The following is a 17,177-nucleotide window of genomic DNA, read 5'->3' on the forward strand; positions in this document are numbered from 1 at the left end:
AGTTTTTCTATATTTACGTAGGTCAACAAATTAGCATAATTTCAGTAGCAGATTGCTAGCTATTATTTTTAGTATATGACCCTTAAAAAGCTTAATCTACATTTAGTATCAGATTCAAGTGGTGAAACTGTTATATCAGTTGCAAAATCAGCCCTGAAACACTTTCGTTCTATAGAAACGATCGAATATGTTTGGTCTTTTGTAAAAGGAGAAGAGCAGATTGACAAAATTCTGGAGGAAATTAATAGGAAAAGTGATGAGCATAATTTTGTTATATGCACTATTACTGATGATGAGCTAAGAAAATATCTAAAAGATAACTGTATAAAGTTGAAAATTCCCTATAGAGCAATATTATCACATATTATTAGAGAAATTTCATCTTATCTTGAAATTGAAAAAGACGAAAAGCTTGACTTGCATACTGAGATAAATAACGAATATTTTCAGCGCATTGAGGCAATAAACTACACTATTAATCATGATGATGGACAAAATATTCAAGATATTGATAAAGCAGATATAATTTTGGTTGGAGTTTCACGCACATCAAAATCTCCCACCAGTACGTATTTAGCTTACCGAGGCTATAAGGTTGCAAATATTCCTTTTGTTAGTGGAGTACCCTTTTATGTCGACTTGGCAAAATTAAAAAATAAACTAACGATAGGGGTAACAATAGACGTAAGTAGGCTAATAGAAATACGCAAAAATAGACTTACTTCAATTAACAACGAAGATAATAATATATATGCTAACCCTGAGAAAGTAGAAAAGGAAATTAAAGAAGCAGAGGAACTATTTAAGCAGAATAACTGGCCAATTATTGATGTCACGCAAAAGTCAATCGAAGAAGTATCAGCAACAATTATACAATATTTTAATAAAATGTGAAAAATTTATCAATTGACTAACTCTCTGTAAGTGATCATAATATAAGGTAATTTAGTTCTTACTATAGATATGAAAGTCAAGAGTTCGCTAAAATCTCATCGTAACAGAGATAAAAATTGTAAAGTTGTGAAAAGGGGTGGTAAGATTTACATTATAAATAAGGTAAAGCCAAGGTGTAAAGCGCGTCAAGGTTCTTAGCTTTTTGTTCACCTTTTCATGTTATATATTTCTTGTATGTGAAAGTACGGTGCTTATATCTAAAAAGAAGCAAAAGTTGCTGTGTTTAAGCGCAGCCTTACTCATTTCTTCTCTTACATTATATTTCAGCATTAGCACAATTACAGGCAAACGTGGCTTATTGACGTTAATCGATTTAAAAAAAGAAATTGAGCACAATGAACTTTTGCTAAAGGATATCTCTTTTGAAAAGGAAAAGTTGGGTAACAAAGTATTCGGCTTATATGAAAAAAGCTTGGATTTAGATCTGCTTGATGAGCAAGCAAAAAATGCTTTAGGTTATGTGAACCCTAATGAACTTATGGTTGTTCTTGACGTGGAATAGCAGTATAGAACAGATCAGATCTCCCTACGTCTACCGCCGCGGTATCTCGTTGTAGATTTCACTAACAAGCAGCGGAATGACGGGTTACCAAATTGTAGGTAAATCTAAGGTAACCGTTCACAGATTTCCACTTAATTCTTCAATCTCACTAATAGAAAGGCCAGTAAACTTGACAATAGTGTTGACATCAACATTATTAGCCAACATTGTTTTTGCAACTTCAATTTTTCCTTCAATTTTTCCTTCAATTTTTCCTTCAATTTTTCCTTCAATTTTTCCTTCCTCTTTACCAATTTTTTTGCCTTTTTCAGTAGCAAGATCAAGTCTGTATTCAAGAATAGCTTCTTCTTTCCGTAGATCCATTATCCTTTCTTCGTAAGCTACTAAATCTTTTTCGTTCCAACGAAACTTATCTAACTCATCATATGCTAGCTTTATTATTGGTGCTTTTTCTGCTATCTCTTTTAAGTCCTCTTCTGTTGTTTCTTCTGCGTATTTAAAAAAGAAACACCACCTTTCTACTATACTTTCTAACTGCTCTACTTTACTTTTTGAAAATTTGGGCAATTCTATAAAGATAAATTGAAAATCTTTTAAGTAATGGCCGTTGGTTTTTATATCACGTATATTATGAGTAGAGATATAACCAACTTCTTCAGGAAGTAAGTTACAATTTGATATAGCAATAAAGAAGACTTTCTTTAAATCAATGTAGTTGCCAGATTTATCTAATTGTCTTGAATAAGCCTTAGCAGCATACAGTTGGGCACGTTTCTCAAAGCCCTTGTCTCTAGCGAGCTGCATTTCTGCTATATATCTATTTCCGTGAGAATCCTTGCAGAGAACATCAACAATACTTTGTTTATCAGAGGCAACTTCGGGATCCATAATAGTGCTAAGAAACTCAACTTCTTGTATTGCATTTATCTCAGTAAACCCTAAAATATCGTTCAAAAAGTGGATCAGGATATTCTTATTTTTTTCCGTTCCAAAGATTTTTTTGAAACACAAATCATTGCGAGGATCGAGAAATTTTGAAAGAGCCATAGCAAAAGTGCTTAAAATTATTAATAATTATACACTATTATTAATAATTATTCAATCATATTTTTGAAGATAGCTATAGCTATACCGCCGCGGCGCTAACTAGTAGCGGAATGACGGGTTACCAAATTGTAGAAGTTGCTTTAGCTATAAATTCAAGTTTTATCAATGTCTTGTGTTGTTACCCAAATAATGGTTGTGCAAGCGCTTGAATTTTTGATCAAAAAAGAACAAGTTTGGTAAAAAATAATGATATTATTAGTGGAACATAAAACAGTCCCACTGCAGTACTGATTAGAAGCAATAGAGTAGCTTTATCTGGTTGATAATTCAAAATATTAGCAAGTATTATACTGGACCCAGAAACTGGAATAATAGCCAGCAACATCAGTGCTTTATATATGCTCTCATCGTATATACCTATAACATGCTTGTCTAAAAGGACAATTCCTAGAACAAACAGTGGCCAGAATACGTACTTTGCTGTAATAGTGATCAAAGCAAGCTTCCAATCTACTTTAAAGCTTGCAATATTTGCAATGCTCACTCCAAGTAGCACCATTCCTAGTGTAACAAATGTACTTCTAATGTTCATCATAACATCTGTTAAAAAAGTAGGTATTTGTATATCGTATATACTTAAAAAGAAGCCCAGAATCATCGCATAAAGCGAAGGAAGTTTGAACAACTTTAATATGCATTCTTTTGCGGTATAAATACCATTTGCGGCTATGTAAAATCCTAAGCTATTTTCAAACAATGCCATCCCTATATAACAAACAACATATACAGATACTGAATCTTCATCAAATAAAGCCATGGCAATCGGCAGGCCAAAATAACCCATACTTGTGCTGCCTGAGCTAAATGCTAATATGTTTCTTGTGTTATCCTTAAATAAAAAAGAAGAAAGATAATACACTGATAAGGACATAGTGCTACCTATAAACCATATCAAAATCGGCAGAGAAATTACTTTTAAATTAACTTCTGTATGAGAGACTCCATATAAAATCACTATTGGATTAGCTATATAAAAGAGTATTTGAGATAGAGTGTTTCTATCAATTTTAAGATATTTTCCTGCTAAATAACCAATAAACATCGTAATATAAATAGGTAATATTTTTAGAAAAAGAGTAAAGAACATACTAGCCTATTGTGATACTTTTGACTGATAAAGTGATATTAGATCTTAAGGTATTGTAAAAGTAAACAAAATTTATTTTCCAATTTATCCAGCTCATAGTTAATTAAAAAAGATTCACTTAGTGCCAAAATTTGTTTTTATATAGGACTTAAGAATGATATTTTTATGATAAAATTATGTTAAATTTCTGTAAAGCTTCTTGCATATTTTTAAATAATGATGAAAAATTAAACTGCTTGTGGTAATTTAGACGGACTGTTGAAAAAGTAAGAAAATGTTCTTCTTTTAACGCTTTAAATGTGATATTTTTATTCATTAATTAAAAATTTCAAATGTTACTACCATTTCTGTTAATCCTGTCTCTAATTGCCAAGTTCATTGAAATTGATATTTCCGTGCCTAGCTTTCCGGATATAGTGCGCTATTTTAACGTATCGGAAGGAACAATTCAATTAACTATTGCTTATAATTTTTTAGGCTTTTGCATAGGAGGGTTGTTTTTCGGTCCATTGTCTGAATGCTATGGCAGAAGGAGAATTATGATCATAGGTAACACTTTGTTATTAATCGGTGCTGTTGGTTGCGTTTTTGCACCTTCGGTTTTTTGGCTTTTTATCTCTCGCTTTGTTCGGGGCATTGGTGTTAGCACATCTGTAGTTGTGTTTGCAATTGTTGCAGACAGTTATCAGGGTGACAAAGCAATAAAATTTATTGGAATCATGAATTCTGTTCTAACAGTTGTCATGGCAATTGCACCTATTTTAGGAAGCTTTATTAACGAAGCTGTAGGGTGGCGTGGTAATTATGCAACTGTTGCAGTAATTTGTTTGATCTCTTGGATTTTACTACTTTTAGCGTTACCAGAAACAAAAAAGGACCGCGATATTTTCAGTTTGAAAAAAACGGTGAAAGATTACGGAAAATTATTATCGAGTTCAAAATTCGTTGCATTGTCTTTAATACCAAGTCTCTTTACTTCTGCATATATGTCATTCATTACTTGTGGGCCATTTCTATACATGGAAACTTTTGGATTACCAAGCAAAGTTTATGCACTACATCAAGGTTTGATTGTAGGTTCCTTTTCTCTAACCAGCTTATTTTCCGGTAAAATCCTACAAAAATTTGGAGCAAGATGGTGTGTAATTTCTGGTACGAGCGTAGGTGCTATTGGGTCTCTATTGCTTGTAATATTCAGTGTAATCATGCCCCATTCTTCCTACTTAGTAACACTGTCTATGATTATTTTTTCTATCGGTTGTGCAATGTGCCAGCCAGTGGTTTTGAACGCATCAATAAATGTTTTCCCTGAAATTAAAGGTACGGCTTCTTCTGCACTCTCGGTCATTAGAGCTTTTATCATGGCTATTTTTATCGGCTTAACAAGCTACGTTTACAATGGTCAAGCGATCAGTGCAGCTATTCTTGTTCTATCTGCAGTAGTGCTAGAACTTGTTTTTACTGCATATTTATTACTAACTACACCCTTAAGATCTGGTATGATTAATAATTTTGTAAAAGACAAGAATTAACTGACAGAAGAATTAAAACTAATATCATGCTCTTGTTTAATGCTACTAATATTTTTCTGAAAAGCAATATGTTTACTATCCAAAAACGTTTGCATAGGCATAGCAATATTTGCCTGAGTGAGGCCTTGTCTCATTGTAAGAACGCAACCAGTGATCAACATCAATCTGTCAAAGAATTGTAGTTTTTTTTCTAAAGATAATATTGTAACACTCATCTTGCATAGTTCTGTGAAACCTTTCACATATGTCACTAGTTTGTAGAGAGTTGGCTTTGGTTCTAGAATGATCAACGTTTTCTATTCCCAAATATAGCTGATAAGCATGATTTTCGGGCTTGCCACAATACTCCGTACCCCTATCAGTTAGAATGCGTAATAATGGAATTTTCTGCTCATCCAAAAATGGAATAACTCTACCGTTGAGAAGATCTGCAAGCTGTAATAGCTGTTCTACCCGTGTAAAGTTTAACCATTGCAACTCTGGAATAAGTATCAACAAAAGTCTGCTGATCTATACCTTTGATATTGCCCACATAATAGGTATCCTGAGAGCTTGTCCGGAAACTGGTAAACTCAAGCATATTCCCTCCTTAACATAACCCTACTCATAGCCAGGTATATGAAATTTTCAGTGGATGTTGTAAATATTCCTTTGATAGCCTTCTATTCCTCAAGCAAAAGTCCTTTCTACAACCCATCTTCTTGACTGTACTTTAAACCCCTGTTCCCTCATTGGTAGTAGTTCAGGTGATGTGTCTTTGTGTACCCAAAACCTACATGGAGGCCTTTTAACAATTTCAATGTCTATTCCGTACTCTTTTTCTATGTACTCCTTTAAATTTCTTCCTTGATACCCCATATCAGCCCACATTTTCTTAACGTTAGTATATTTTTTCCTCATATTATCCAATGCTACCATCTCTGTCATTTTCACTAGCAGCACCCACATAACAGCCTAATATAAAACCCTGAGATTATGTGCCTTTTTCTACCTTTTACTTTTTTACTCCCATCATAACCTTTGATCCCCCTTTTTCTGTCGTTTTTACAGATTACTATGCAAGCACTTGGCTCCTCGTTTCTTCCCATTTTTGACCTACTATATTTAGTGATATCGTAGTTCATTTTTTCGAAAATTCCTTGCTTTTTCCACCTCCTAAATTGTTCATATACTTTCTTCCATGGCGTGCGGTAAATAGCGCCATTGACATCCTGTACGTAGTACATAAAAAATTGCCGATAATACTTCTCTTTTGCTATGTTTTAGCGGCCTTCCTCCTTTCTTGTATAATACTCTAAAGTGTTTCTCTATTAGCCGACCACTCTCTTTCACTAAGATCTGTAGGATACTTTTTTCTCATTTCTAACCCCATTTTTAAAACTCATATACTATACTTTTTTTCGTTTGCGGATAAGCTCTAACCAACTCAGTATCCAATCTGGATCCAAGTAGTCAGCTACTCGGATGACACCTTTTTGGATGGAAACCAGTGTCAGCTACTTGGATGACAGGAGAATGATGTCATTCCAGTGCTTGGCACTTGAATCCAGCTTCTATGCAACCTCATCAAAAACATTCATTTAGTATAAGATCAGCTAGGGTCATACCGCCGCGGCGCTAACAAGCAGCAGAATGACGGGTTTGCTGTTTACAAAATTGTCGATAAACATAAATTTCTCTAACTGCGGTTAAAATTTTAATTATTATTAATATTGTATTAATAAAAACTTAATAATAATCCTTAATAATATATGAACTAACATGTTCGCAATTTCGTATGACAGAGGAAACAAAAGATGGATATGCTTCCTTATATGTTGCAATTCAGGAAGGTAATATTGAAGCTGCAGAACTACTAATAAAGTGTGGCACAAACGTCAATGATCATTATGAACGCAATCGTACGCCACTGCATATTGCCATCGGACGCAAACAATTAGAAATAGCAAAATTGCTAATAAAAAATGGAGCAAACGTTAATGCAAAAACTCAAAATCACGGTAAAGATGATCTAACACCAATGCACTTTGCAGTGTTTGCAGATACGCCAGAATTTATAGAATTACTAGCTAGCCATGATGCGCTGATTAATGAAAGAGAAAGCACCGAAGGGTATACTCCTCTTCACTTTGCTGCTTTGTATGGTAATAAAAATATAATACAAGCCTTAATTGATAAGGGGCAAAATATCGAAGATGTGGACAATAATGGGCGAACAGCTCTGTTTTTAGCTGCTAGGCAGTGCACTGAAGCAGAAGATGATAGCAGAATAGAAATTATCAAGTATTTGATAGACAAGCTCAAAGCAGATGTAACAAAGAAAGACAATAATAACAATGCAGTACTCTTTCCTGCCGCTAATAATTGCCCTGGAAAAGTGGTAGAATTCATCATTGAGCAATATATAAAAATCTTTGAGTTAGAGAATTTTATCAACCACAAAAATAATGATGGAATGGATGCTTTGGATATTGCGCTGAATAGTGGAAACGAGAAAGCTATTGAAGTATTAAGATCATATGGAGCAGATATCGAGAATAAGGTAGATGGTAGCACTCAAAAAATTACTGCAGAAAAACCAAGTAGTACCCTAGACAGAGCAGAAAGTGCAGAGGTAGCATCTCCAATTAAGCAAAGAGTATAAAGCTTTTTATAAAGCGATCAGTAAATCACAGAGAGCTATAGTAGTTCACAAATTTTTTATTGATATAATTTTAATATTCTAATATACTAGATCGAGTGCTTTAGAGGAAATATAATATGTTAGCAGGTGCAGATAATAATCAACAGCAAAATAGAGCAAACACTATAATAGAGAGAGTACGAAACGCTTATAACAATACTGGTAGAATCAAAAAATTCATTAACATACTTTTACTGATAAGCACAATTCCTCCACTTTTTCTTCTTATACAGTTCTTTTTGTATTCATGGTTAGTAGATTATTTTTTAAAACCAAAAGAAAATGAAACAAGATTATTGGCCTGGCCAAAAAATATCATTAGGGGAATATTAAAGGTTGTTTTAACCATATGCATTATTATTTCCTGTATACTTTTAGTGCTGCCTATGTTGTTCTTAAGTTTGCTAAACCAAGCACTCATTAGAGAAATACAGCAGATTTTTAATTTTATACAAGAAGTTCCAGAAGAAGAAAGGCAGTTTCTAGTATAAATTTAAGTGTTGATAGACTCATAGAAAAATATAAGGAGAACCTAAGTAAGGAGGAGTTTTATACACAGCTAAGTAGAGGAAATACAACTGATGTTGAAGAGTACATTAAACAGTCAAATGAATTTACAGAAGACGAAAAATCTCATGCACTTAAATGCTTGGAGTTTATTAATAAAACAACAGAAGATAGTTTTGAAGATAGTTATAGCAAATTAACACTAAAACAAACAGCTGTTTTGTGTTGGAAAGCTTGCAACGATAGAAACACAGGAACGATAGACCAAAAAATTCCTTTAAGTGATGAGGACATAAAAAACAGAAAGGATATGTTTATTAAAGGTCTTATAGATGCAGCAACAACTTATGGTAATCACGGTCAAAGTTGTGCTGGTGGAACATATAATAAAATGGTTGAGTCTTTATCTGGCTTGCATCCATCGGTAGTTATTACACTAAATAAACAGGAAGTTGGTGGAATGATAAAAGAAACGATTACTCAAAAATTTCCTGAAATGGCCAGGGAAAACCTCAGTAATTTTTCTGAAGAAGAACAAGAAAAAGTCCGAAATGAATTACCAAAGGTCTCACCTGAAACAGTAATGTATATCATAGCTACACGCTTAGCTCTTGAGAAAAAGTGTCAGGGGTTTAGCAGTGGACTAGGTAATGATAAAAAGGAGGAAATACTAGAAGAATGTATGAGTAATTTATCCTATGTTGAACTGAAGAATCAAAACGAAGTGGTAAGGTAAATTATATTTCATTAAAGTCATTTATCTTGAAACATAAGCAGGGTTTTGTATAATTATTTCAATTTAGATCTATTTATTGAAATAATGCATGAAAATGACAGGTCATTGTACAAGAGGTACCTAATTCGCCGACAAGAATGCTAGATAAAGAAACTTACATTTCAATTATTTCATAATTTCTGTATAATCTTAAAAACTCAATTAGTGCGTTATGAAGATAATAATAGGTAATGCTAGTAAGGAATTAGGGGAATCAGTAGTTAACCAGCTAGATGTTCAACCATCCTCTGCTTGGATATCAAAGTTTACCGATGGCGAGGTAAATGTAGAAGTAGCAAATGATCTATATAATCAAGAAGTATATATAGTACAATCTCTTTCTCCCCCTGTGAATGATAACCTTATGGAGCTTCTGCTTATAATTGATGCAGTAAATAGATTAGGAGCCAAAAGAATAGTAGTAATTATTCCTTATTATGGATATAGCAGGCAAGATAGAGTTATCAAGAACAATAATATGCAATCTGCTTTAAGTGCCAAATTAGTTGCAAATCTTATTCAAACTGCAGGTGCAAGTAGTGTTGCAGTTATTGATTTGCACTCAAGTCAAATTGAAGGATTCTTTGATGTACCGATAACTAATTTGAACTGCTTTGAAGCATTTGTTGACTGTATATACACGGAAAATTTGGCAATTGTTGCACCTGATGTTGGAGCAATTGGCAGAGCACGTGCTTTTGCAAAGACTTTAGAGGAAAAATGCAAGATAGGGTTAAGTGATAAGATTATTGTAGTAGATAAACATAGGGAGAAAGCAGGCACATCTCAAGTAATGAACATAATAGGAGAAGTTGCGAATAAAAATTGTGTCATTGTTGATGATATAGTTGACTCTGGTGGAACATTGTGTAATGCAGCTCTTGCTTTAAAAGGCCGCGGAGCAAAGTCCGTAATTTCATGCATCACACATGGCGTGCTTTCAGGAAGTGCAGTTGAGAGAATTTCCTCCTCTTCTCTAGATAAATTAGTGATTACGGATACCATACTTCACAAACTTGAAAAAACTGGTAAAATAGAAGTTGTTTCGGTCGTAAATATTTTAACTCACTTCATCCAAGGAGGTAAAGATGCCAACTAGATCAACAGAAGATGTTATTACTTCACTAATAGAATTTGCAAATAAGAGAAAAATAACAATTACCAAAGAAGAAATGCTTAAAATTGCACAGCTTGTAAGGATTAAGTTATCAAATGATGAGATTGATCACTACTCCAAAGAACTGACAATGCTGGATTGGATACATGATACTTTATTGCAAGTTAATACTGAAGGTGTTTCTCCTATGCATTATGGCAGTATAGACAAGGACATTCATGTACGCGATGATGTTATAAATTCTCAAAACATTAAAGAAGAGATATTGTCCAATACAAAACCTGAGCATGGGTATTTCGTAGTGCCAAAGGTTATAAACGATTAAGGTATAGCTAACCCAAGAAAGGTTTCCCTACGTCATACCGCCGCGGCGCATAAGTGTTGAAAGTGCTATAAGTGGCATTATATAAGGTGGTTAACGGCATAAATTTCAATGGTAATAAAATAAATTAAAAAAGCGCCTTTTTGCCTGTGGTTAGAAGGTTTAAGCGAATTTTCGACGTGGTTTATCTGCTTTCCCAACAACGAAGGTTGATATCAAGAGGAGATTTACATACCATTAATCACCTTGTGTGATTGCACTTTCAACACTTATGCGCCGCGGCGCTAACGAGTAGCGGAATGACGAATTTGTTGTTTTTCAAATTGTAGGTAAACCTAAGCCACTTTAGCTATAAAAAGTAGATCATAGCTAACGTTTAAGCCACACATTAAAGCTTTTAAAGAGGTCTTGGTTTACTTGCTCCATTATTTTCTTTATTATCAGATATTGCTTAAAATAATATGGAGGGGTAAGTTGTCAGCAATTGCCATTATTGATTTTGGTTCACGTACGATATCGGTAGCTAACATTAGCTACCTGAGGGTCAGAGTCGCCTTTCTTAAAGGTATTTTAAGTATACTAGATGTATTATTGATACGTGATAATAAAACTGGGGGGTTTTATGGAAACATCTGAATTAACTTTACTCGACTTGCAGAACTTTTTTGAAAAATTAAAAGGGCATGTACGTAGTGAAGTAGAAAAATATGTAGATGAAGAGGCAAAAGAAATTAAGGACAAAGCAGCAACTTATATAACAAACAAAGTATTAAATAATATGGTGGGTAATAAACCGATAGGTGAGCTCCAAATAGATAAACCCAAAACAGATAAGCCTAAAAAAGTTATGGTAGCTGAGAATCAATATAATGGAGCGCAAAATAAAGAGGTCATCAAAGCTCTATTTATAGGGAAAATACTTGTATGGAATCGCCCAGAGAGTGGCCAAAAATACGAAATTAAAATTGAGGGAGTGGAAAAGTTTGTAGACAACAAAACTGGAAAAGTGATTGAGGCTAAGTCTCTATCCAGAGTGTGTATAAAATTGGTTGGTGGTGGAAGTTATAGTGGTTGGGAAGAATTGAAATTATGTCTTGACCATGAAGAAGGGCTGCAACCCCTGAAGTGCCACCGTAAAAAGTTCTTCTTAGATAAAAATAGATCATAGCCAACCCACGCCGTCCGTCAAAGTTTTAAACAGGTCTTAATTTACTTGCTCCATTATTTTCTTTATTATCAGATATTGCTTAAAATAATATGGAGGAGCAAATTGTCAGCAATTGCCATTATTGATTTTGGTTCACAGTTTACACAGCTTATCGCAAGACAAGTAAGAGGAATGGGCGTTTATTGTGAAATATTTCCAAGCAACATCGGTTTTGAAACAATATCAAAATTCAATGGGTTTATTCTCTCTGGAGGACCGCAATCTGTAAATGATGATTGTTCTGAAATAAGTGGAGTAGTACATGAAATTATAAAACTTAATGAGGCAACAAACGTTCCTATACTTGGAATATGCTATGGACAGCAACTCATTTGTCATTATTTTGGAGCAAAAGTAAAAGAGAGTTTCAAACAGGAGTTTGGCAGAACTAAAATCAAGATACTAAAAGAATCCCCTATTATAAAGGATACCTGGGATGTTAATTCTGAAGTGGATGTATTAATGAATCATGCAGACAGTGTTGATACTATACCACAGGGATTTACTGTTATCGCATCAGGTGTGATAAATCAAACAATTGCAATGATTGTCAACGAACAGCGGAAGATTTACTGTACTCAATTCCATCCTGAAGTGAGGCCCACAACAAATGGCAGTAAATTGCTCTCTAACTTCTTGGATATTGCAAATTGCGAAAGAGACTGGACAATGAAGTCGTTTATTGAGGAGCAGAAGGAAAAAATCAAAAATGTAGTAGGAGAGAAAAAAGTAATCGCTGCAGTAAGTGGTGGGGTTGATTCAAGTGTTGCAGCGGCTCTCACACATAAAGCTATAGGAAAACAATTGAACTGTATTTTTATCGATACTGGGTTGTTACGCAAGAACCAGACCATTACTATGTTGAAAGAGATTCCGATAAACTATGTTGATAAATCAAATTTATTTTTGAGTAGGTTGAAGGGAATAACTGATCCAGAAGAAAAGCGAAAAATTATCGGTAACACTTTTATTGAAGTGTTTGAAGAAGAAGCAAAAAAAATAGGTGATGTGGATTTTTTGATGCAAGGTACCATCTACTCTGATGTAGTTGAGTCAGGGCATGCCTCAGACAACACTAGTACAATTAAGTCTCACCATAATGTTGGTGGGTTGCCAGAAAAGATGAACCTGAAGCTAGTGGAGCCTTTACGTTACCTCTTTAAAGATGAGGTAAGGCTACTTGGAAAGGAAATTGGGCTTTCAGATGAGATAATATTTCAACATCCATTTCCTGGACCCGGACTTGCAGTGAGGATTATAAGTGAAGTCGATGAAGAAAAGGTGCGAATATTGCAAGAAGTAGATGAAATATATATTAATACGATGAAAAATTACGATCTATACGATAAGATATGGCAAGCTTTTGCTGTATTATTACCAATAAAAACTGTAGGCGTCATGGGAGATGGTCGTACGTACGGATATGTTTGTGCTTTGAGGGCTGTAACATCATCTGATGGTATGACAGCTGATGCATTTCCATTTGAAGATAAGGATCAGCATTCGCTAGTGTTTTGGGATTTTTTACGCAATGTCGGCAGTATAATTGTTAATAATGTTCCCGGAGTAAATAGAGTTGTGTACGATATAACTTCCAAGCCACCTGCAACTATTGAGTGGGAGTAATCATGAGCCAGCGTCACGCGCATAACTGTACACACATTGCAATTTGCAGGAGGGTGTCATGAAAGTAGTTGACACTGGTTCCTTTATGACGGTGTCATCCCAGTACCCAGACACTGGGATGACACCTTTGTGTTTGCATAGCTGTACGAACATTGTGATTTGAGAGCAATTTCCACAAGGGAGGATGTCATTCCAGTGCTTGACACTGGAATCCAGCTTCTATGCAACCTCATCAAAAACATTCATTTAGTGTAAGATCAGCTACTTTCCATGCTAGTTTGCTTGTTCACAAGCAAACTATTTCTGGATCCCAGTGGGCTTTGTTGCATCGCACCTTATACTGGTAGTAATTTACGATAAATATCATGTAGCCATTTCAAATTTAGCCATACCAATTTCAGTAAATTGATTAAGCAAATAGCACTTAATCAGCAATTCTTTTTCGCGATTTACTTCGGATTTATTCCTAAAGCTGAATCCAAATATTTGCTTTAATCTTGAGAAAAACCCTTCAATATAAGATCTTTTCCCATAATTTACTTCTTTTTTCCATTCTTTCACGCCATCTTCACCGTATAATTTTATTAACCTAATAGCAGCATTTCTGTCAGACATATAATCTATTTCTGGATGTTCTGCCGCATTGTTTATTGGTGGAATTTTTGCCTTTATATCATATTCGTGACACAATTTGTAAAACTTGTGCCTATCATATGCCCTATCTGCATATAGTGCTTTTATGACATGCTGAAAATTAACTTCTTTAAGCAAATCGCAAGCTCCATAGTGATCAGAGTAGACACCGTTACTGTATTTTACAGCTATGGCTTTTTTGCTGTTTATATTCAACATTACATGCAATTTTCTTGTCTGTTCATAGCCACGATATTTTCTGTCAGCGCTATTTTCCTTGCTGTGACCAGGGGTATTGTTGTAAATGCTGATACCTGTACTATCTATAGCAATTTCGATGTCTTCCATATTATTTTTATCAATTCTGCAATCATTGATCTTAATATTAAGTTTCTTAAACCTTCTTGATGCTTGTGAATAGCTGATAACTGCTAAATCTCTTCCTATTTGTTGCATATATCCTTTTATAAACCCCACCGTTTGTCTTAAACCAATTCTAAAAAGATTGACAATTATATGCACCAAAATCACAACTTTATCACTGTAAATATAGTTGCCGCCTTGCATTTTTGGACTATTTTCATACCAATTTTCTATGGCTTCATTGATATAATGAAAAATATTTCCTCTTTCCTGGAGAAATTTGTTATATTCATTTTGGTTACTGACTTTCATTTTCTGTGGCATATTTTTTCTTCAACAGTTAAATGGTTATTTATAATGAATTTTGTCAGTAGCCACCAGATTTTTTCGGTTGCTATGCAACAAAGCCATCCCAGTGTCAAGCACTGGGATGACACTCTGACAACCGTCATTCCGCTACTAGTTAGCGGAATCTATGCCGAGATACCGCGAATGAATCGCGGAATGACGGTGTAGATGACGGTTAAGTAATTCGTCATTCCGCTACGTGTTAGCGGGATCTATGTGAGATACCGCGGCAGTATGACGTAGGACTGCTGTCATCCCGCTGCGTGTTAGCGGCTGAGATACCGCGAATGAATCGCGGTATGACGGTTAATTTTCTTTATTTTGCTTATAACTTCCACAAGCAGTGCAAACATAAATGAAGAATACAAATATTCTTTTGGTAATTCTACATGAAATCCATGAAGTATGAGGTACACACCGACAAGTAAAATAAATAAGATAGCAATTACTTTTAAGCCTGGGTTAGATTTGATTAACTGGGCGGTATAACTTGATAAAAACAGCATTGCTAGCATGGAAAATGTAAATGCTGTAGCAATTATTACCATGTTATAAGTTAATGCTATAGCAGTTAATATCGAATCAACTGAAAAAACTAAATCTATTAATATAATTTGTAGCACAACTAAAAAAAATTTTGATTTAACGTTTGCTTTCTTTTTATTTTTCTTACATACAAAGATGTCATCCCATAACTCCATAGAGCTTTTAACAATAAGGAATAATCCCCCTGCGATCATAAGTAAATCCCTTGCTGAAATATTTAGCGATGCAGTGTGAAATATGGGTTTTTGCATTGACAATATAGATGATGTAAAAAATAGTATTACAAAACGCATTAATAGTGCTAATCCAAGGCCCATAAGGCGCACTCTTTCTCTCAGCGCATTTGGTACCTTATCTATTGCTAGAGAAATAAAAATTAAATTGTCTACACTAAGTATAGTTTCAAGTAGTGTAAGTGTCAGTAAAGTCCAAGCATCAGCTAGCATTTTTGTCCCAAATTCGGCTCCTCTTACTCTACAATAGATGTGTAAAAATTAAGTGACTTCACTCAGAAGTTTTATAGCAGCTCTCCAGAAAAACAGGATGACTGAAGCAAACGTAATATAAAGTTCAGAGGCTTCTTCTATTTTCGTTTTTGAGCAAAATCAATAATAAGAGAGTTTCTTATTTTCATTTTTGACTTTATTTGAAAATAATATATACTATAAAAATAGTGTGCTAGGTTGAATGAATGTATATTAAAGGATCACCATCAGGCAAAGTATTCGCTGGTTATCAGGCATTTATACCTAACCCCTTGCCACCAAAATTTGAATGGGACAATGATTTAGTTAATAGTCTTTCCAGAGCAGATCATATTTTGGGTATGTTATCCAGGGAAGGAGCTAAATTGCCTAACCCTCATCTTCTCATACGACCCTTTATAACACGTGAAGCAGTTCTTTCAAGTAGAATCGAGGGAACTCAAGCAACTCTTGGTGAAATTTTGGCTCAAGAAGCAGGTGCTAACGTAGATCGCAATCCCGATGATTTACAAGAAGTACGCAATTATATATCAGCGCTCGATTATGGACTAAAACGTTTACAATCTTTTCCACTGTCGCTTCAGTTGGTTAAAGAAATTCACGGAAAACTTATGCAAGGTGTAAGAGGTTCTCACGCAATTCCAGGAGAATTTCGCCGAGTGCAAAATTGGATTGGAAGCTCAGGATGTACAATAGACACAGCAAAATATGTGCCACCAATGCCAGGTGAATTGATGGGTTGCTTGGACTCTTTTGAAAAGTTTCTACATGATAGAACATTACCCCCACTTATACATATAGCTCTATGTCATTATCAATTTGAAGCGATTCACCCATTCTTGGACGGCAATGGACGTATTGGACGTTTATTAATAACATTACTTCTGATCGAAAGAAAATTATTACCATTACCTCTGTTATACTTAAGTGCATTTTTTGAAGCTACAAAAAGTGAGTATTATGACCAACTTTACAATATAAGCAACAGAGGCACGTGGCATGATTGGTTCTCTTATTTCTTAAATGGTGTAGTACTGCAATCATTGGATGCATTGTCAAGAGCAGAACGAATTAACATTTTGATTGCAAATTGGCAAACTGAAGTTAGTTCTAAAACTGAGGGAGTTGCGAGTGGTATTGTAAGGTATCTCGCTGTAAACCCTTACTTTACTATAAGGAAAGTGGTTGAAAACTTAGGTGTCGTATTTACAACAGCCCAAAGAGCAATCGTAAAGCTTGAAGATTTAGGCATCGTTTCACAAACTTCTCAAGGAAAGAGAGATCGGGTTTATTGTGCAACTGATATTTTGAATATTCTAGAAGAACCAACTAAGATTACAGAGAACTTCGATAGCACATTATAGCTATTATGATGAATAAATT

At 34.6% G+C, this 17,177-nt stretch carries 17 protein-coding genes and 2 pseudogenes; 12 read left to right on the forward strand and 7 right to left on the reverse strand.

What is annotated here, in order from left to right; translation table 11 throughout:
- Positions 1–75 precede the first annotated feature (75 nt).
- The 3 genes from OPR48_RS04460 (at position 76) to OPR48_RS04470 (ending at position 1,456) form a co-directional block, all read left to right on the forward strand.
- On the forward strand, positions 76–894 hold the full coding sequence (locus OPR48_RS04460; RefSeq protein ID WP_265025584.1) for a pyruvate, water dikinase regulatory protein: 819 nt from the start codon (positions 76–78) through the stop codon (positions 892–894).
- A 69-nt stretch (positions 895–963) separates the two neighbouring features.
- A complete protein-coding gene (ykgO, locus tag OPR48_RS04465; protein ID WP_250296744.1) occupies positions 964–1,092 on the forward strand; it encodes a type B 50S ribosomal protein L36 in 129 nt (42 codons plus the stop codon).
- 49 nt (positions 1,093–1,141) lie between these two features.
- Positions 1,142–1,456, forward strand: coding sequence for an FtsB family cell division protein (locus tag OPR48_RS04470; RefSeq protein WP_265025585.1), 315 nt, complete (start codon positions 1,142–1,144; stop codon positions 1,454–1,456).
- Between the two features lie 117 nt (positions 1,457–1,573).
- On the opposite strand, the gene OPR48_RS04475 is transcribed toward OPR48_RS04470, so the two are convergent.
- Together OPR48_RS04475 and OPR48_RS04480 are read right to left on the reverse strand one after the other, a co-directional pair.
- On the reverse strand, positions 1,574–2,503 hold the full coding sequence (locus OPR48_RS04475; protein WP_265025586.1) for an Rpn family recombination-promoting nuclease/putative transposase: 930 nt from the start codon (positions 2,501–2,503) through the stop codon (positions 1,574–1,576).
- A gap of 217 nt (positions 2,504–2,720) precedes the next feature.
- Positions 2,721–3,650, reverse strand: coding sequence for an AEC family transporter (locus tag OPR48_RS04480; RefSeq protein WP_265025587.1), 930 nt, complete (start codon positions 3,648–3,650; stop codon positions 2,721–2,723).
- A gap of 332 nt (positions 3,651–3,982) precedes the next feature.
- On the opposite strand from OPR48_RS04480, the gene OPR48_RS04485 reads away from it, so the two are divergent.
- On the forward strand, positions 3,983–5,182 hold the full coding sequence (locus OPR48_RS04485) for a multidrug effflux MFS transporter (protein WP_265025588.1): 1,200 nt from the start codon (positions 3,983–3,985) through the stop codon (positions 5,180–5,182).
- On the opposite strand, the pseudogene OPR48_RS04490 reads toward OPR48_RS04485, so the two are convergent.
- Positions 5,179–5,732, reverse strand: a pseudogene (locus tag OPR48_RS04490) (integrase core domain-containing protein); the annotation flags it as partial. The gene OPR48_RS04485 and the pseudogene OPR48_RS04490 overlap by 4 nt on opposite strands.
- Before the next feature lie 22 nt (positions 5,733–5,754).
- Positions 5,755–6,542: pseudogene (locus OPR48_RS04495) on the reverse strand (IS5 family transposase).
- 417 nt (positions 6,543–6,959) lie between these two features.
- Between OPR48_RS04495 and OPR48_RS04500 the strand changes: the two are divergent.
- The 7 genes from OPR48_RS04500 to guaA all read left to right on the forward strand — a co-directional run bounded on the left by OPR48_RS04500 (position 6,960) and on the right by guaA (position 13,419).
- A complete protein-coding gene (locus OPR48_RS04500; protein WP_265025589.1) occupies positions 6,960–7,826 on the forward strand; it encodes an ankyrin repeat domain-containing protein in 867 nt (288 codons plus the stop codon).
- A gap of 116 nt (positions 7,827–7,942) precedes the next feature.
- The gene (locus tag OPR48_RS04505) at positions 7,943–8,356 is read left to right on the forward strand and encodes a hypothetical protein (RefSeq protein ID WP_265025590.1); all 414 of its coding nucleotides are present in this window, start codon (positions 7,943–7,945) and stop codon (positions 8,354–8,356) included.
- Between the two features lie 158 nt (positions 8,357–8,514).
- Positions 8,515–9,108: a hypothetical protein gene (locus tag OPR48_RS04510; RefSeq protein WP_265025591.1), complete on the forward strand. Its 594-nt coding sequence runs from the start codon at positions 8,515–8,517 to the stop codon at positions 9,106–9,108.
- Positions 9,109–9,319: 211 nt separating this feature from the next.
- On the forward strand, positions 9,320–10,246 hold the full coding sequence (locus OPR48_RS04515; protein WP_265025592.1) for a ribose-phosphate diphosphokinase: 927 nt from the start codon (positions 9,320–9,322) through the stop codon (positions 10,244–10,246).
- Complete coding sequence (gene gatC, locus OPR48_RS04520; protein ID WP_265025593.1) at positions 10,236–10,589, forward strand: Asp-tRNA(Asn)/Glu-tRNA(Gln) amidotransferase subunit GatC; 354 nt, start codon at positions 10,236–10,238, stop codon at positions 10,587–10,589. Before OPR48_RS04515 ends, gatC begins: the two co-directional genes overlap by 11 nt.
- Positions 10,590–11,208: 619 nt before the next feature.
- A complete protein-coding gene (locus OPR48_RS04525) occupies positions 11,209–11,754 on the forward strand; it encodes a hypothetical protein (protein WP_265025594.1) in 546 nt (181 codons plus the stop codon).
- A gap of 102 nt (positions 11,755–11,856) precedes the next feature.
- Positions 11,857–13,419 (forward strand): glutamine-hydrolyzing GMP synthase, encoded by a 1,563-nt coding sequence (gene guaA / locus OPR48_RS04530; protein WP_265025595.1) that lies wholly within the window; start codon positions 11,857–11,859, stop codon positions 13,417–13,419.
- A 363-nt stretch (positions 13,420–13,782) separates the two neighbouring features.
- On the opposite strand, the gene OPR48_RS04535 is transcribed toward guaA, so the two are convergent.
- From OPR48_RS04535 to OPR48_RS04545, 3 genes are all read right to left on the reverse strand, one after another.
- Positions 13,783–14,739 (reverse strand): IS5 family transposase, encoded by a 957-nt coding sequence (locus tag OPR48_RS04535; RefSeq protein WP_265025454.1) that lies wholly within the window; start codon positions 14,737–14,739, stop codon positions 13,783–13,785.
- Positions 14,724–14,867: a hypothetical protein gene (locus tag OPR48_RS04540; RefSeq protein ID WP_265025596.1), complete on the reverse strand. Its 144-nt coding sequence runs from the start codon at positions 14,865–14,867 to the stop codon at positions 14,724–14,726. The genes OPR48_RS04535 and OPR48_RS04540 overlap by 16 nt, the downstream gene beginning before the upstream one ends.
- A gap of 162 nt (positions 14,868–15,029) precedes the next feature.
- Positions 15,030–15,755 (reverse strand): TerC family protein, encoded by a 726-nt coding sequence (locus OPR48_RS04545; RefSeq protein ID WP_265025597.1) that lies wholly within the window; start codon positions 15,753–15,755, stop codon positions 15,030–15,032.
- A gap of 245 nt (positions 15,756–16,000) precedes the next feature.
- Here OPR48_RS04545 and OPR48_RS04550 point away from each other — a divergent pair, with 245 nt between their 5' ends.
- Positions 16,001–17,158: a Fic family protein gene (locus tag OPR48_RS04550; RefSeq protein ID WP_265025598.1), complete on the forward strand. Its 1,158-nt coding sequence runs from the start codon at positions 16,001–16,003 to the stop codon at positions 17,156–17,158.
- The last annotated feature ends 19 nt before the right edge of the window (positions 17,159–17,177 follow it).

Source organism: Wolbachia endosymbiont (group A) of Bibio marci, from assembly GCF_947251645.1.
Classification (GTDB): domain Bacteria; phylum Pseudomonadota; class Alphaproteobacteria; order Rickettsiales; family Anaplasmataceae; genus Wolbachia.

Bases quoted from the DNA above. Each gene is read 5' to 3' on its own strand.
- OPR48_RS04460 (WP_265025584.1), top strand. From the start codon at position 76: ATGACCCTTAAAAAGCTTAATCTACATTTAGTATCAGATTCAAGTGGT.
- ykgO (WP_250296744.1), top strand. From the start codon at position 964: ATGAAAGTCAAGAGTTCGCTAAAATCTCATCGTAACAGAGATAAAAAT.
- OPR48_RS04475 (WP_265025586.1), bottom strand. From the start codon at position 2,503: ATGGCTCTTTCAAAATTTCTCGATCCTCGCAATGATTTGTGTTTCAAA.
- OPR48_RS04480 (WP_265025587.1), bottom strand. From the start codon at position 3,650: ATGTTCTTTACTCTTTTTCTAAAAATATTACCTATTTATATTACGATG.
- OPR48_RS04485 (WP_265025588.1), top strand. From the start codon at position 3,983: ATGTTACTACCATTTCTGTTAATCCTGTCTCTAATTGCCAAGTTCATT.
- OPR48_RS04500 (WP_265025589.1), top strand. From the start codon at position 6,960: ATGACAGAGGAAACAAAAGATGGATATGCTTCCTTATATGTTGCAATT.
- OPR48_RS04505 (WP_265025590.1), top strand. From the start codon at position 7,943: ATGTTAGCAGGTGCAGATAATAATCAACAGCAAAATAGAGCAAACACT.
- OPR48_RS04515 (WP_265025592.1), top strand. From the start codon at position 9,320: ATGAAGATAATAATAGGTAATGCTAGTAAGGAATTAGGGGAATCAGTA.
- gatC (WP_265025593.1), top strand. From the start codon at position 10,236: ATGCCAACTAGATCAACAGAAGATGTTATTACTTCACTAATAGAATTT.
- OPR48_RS04525 (WP_265025594.1), top strand. From the start codon at position 11,209: ATGGAAACATCTGAATTAACTTTACTCGACTTGCAGAACTTTTTTGAA.
- OPR48_RS04535 (WP_265025454.1), bottom strand. From the start codon at position 14,739: ATGCCACAGAAAATGAAAGTCAGTAACCAAAATGAATATAACAAATTT.
- OPR48_RS04540 (WP_265025596.1), bottom strand. From the start codon at position 14,867: ATGACGGTTGTCAGAGTGTCATCCCAGTGCTTGACACTGGGATGGCTT.
- OPR48_RS04545 (WP_265025597.1), bottom strand. From the start codon at position 15,755: ATGCTAGCTGATGCTTGGACTTTACTGACACTTACACTACTTGAAACT.
- OPR48_RS04550 (WP_265025598.1), top strand. From the start codon at position 16,001: ATGTATATTAAAGGATCACCATCAGGCAAAGTATTCGCTGGTTATCAG.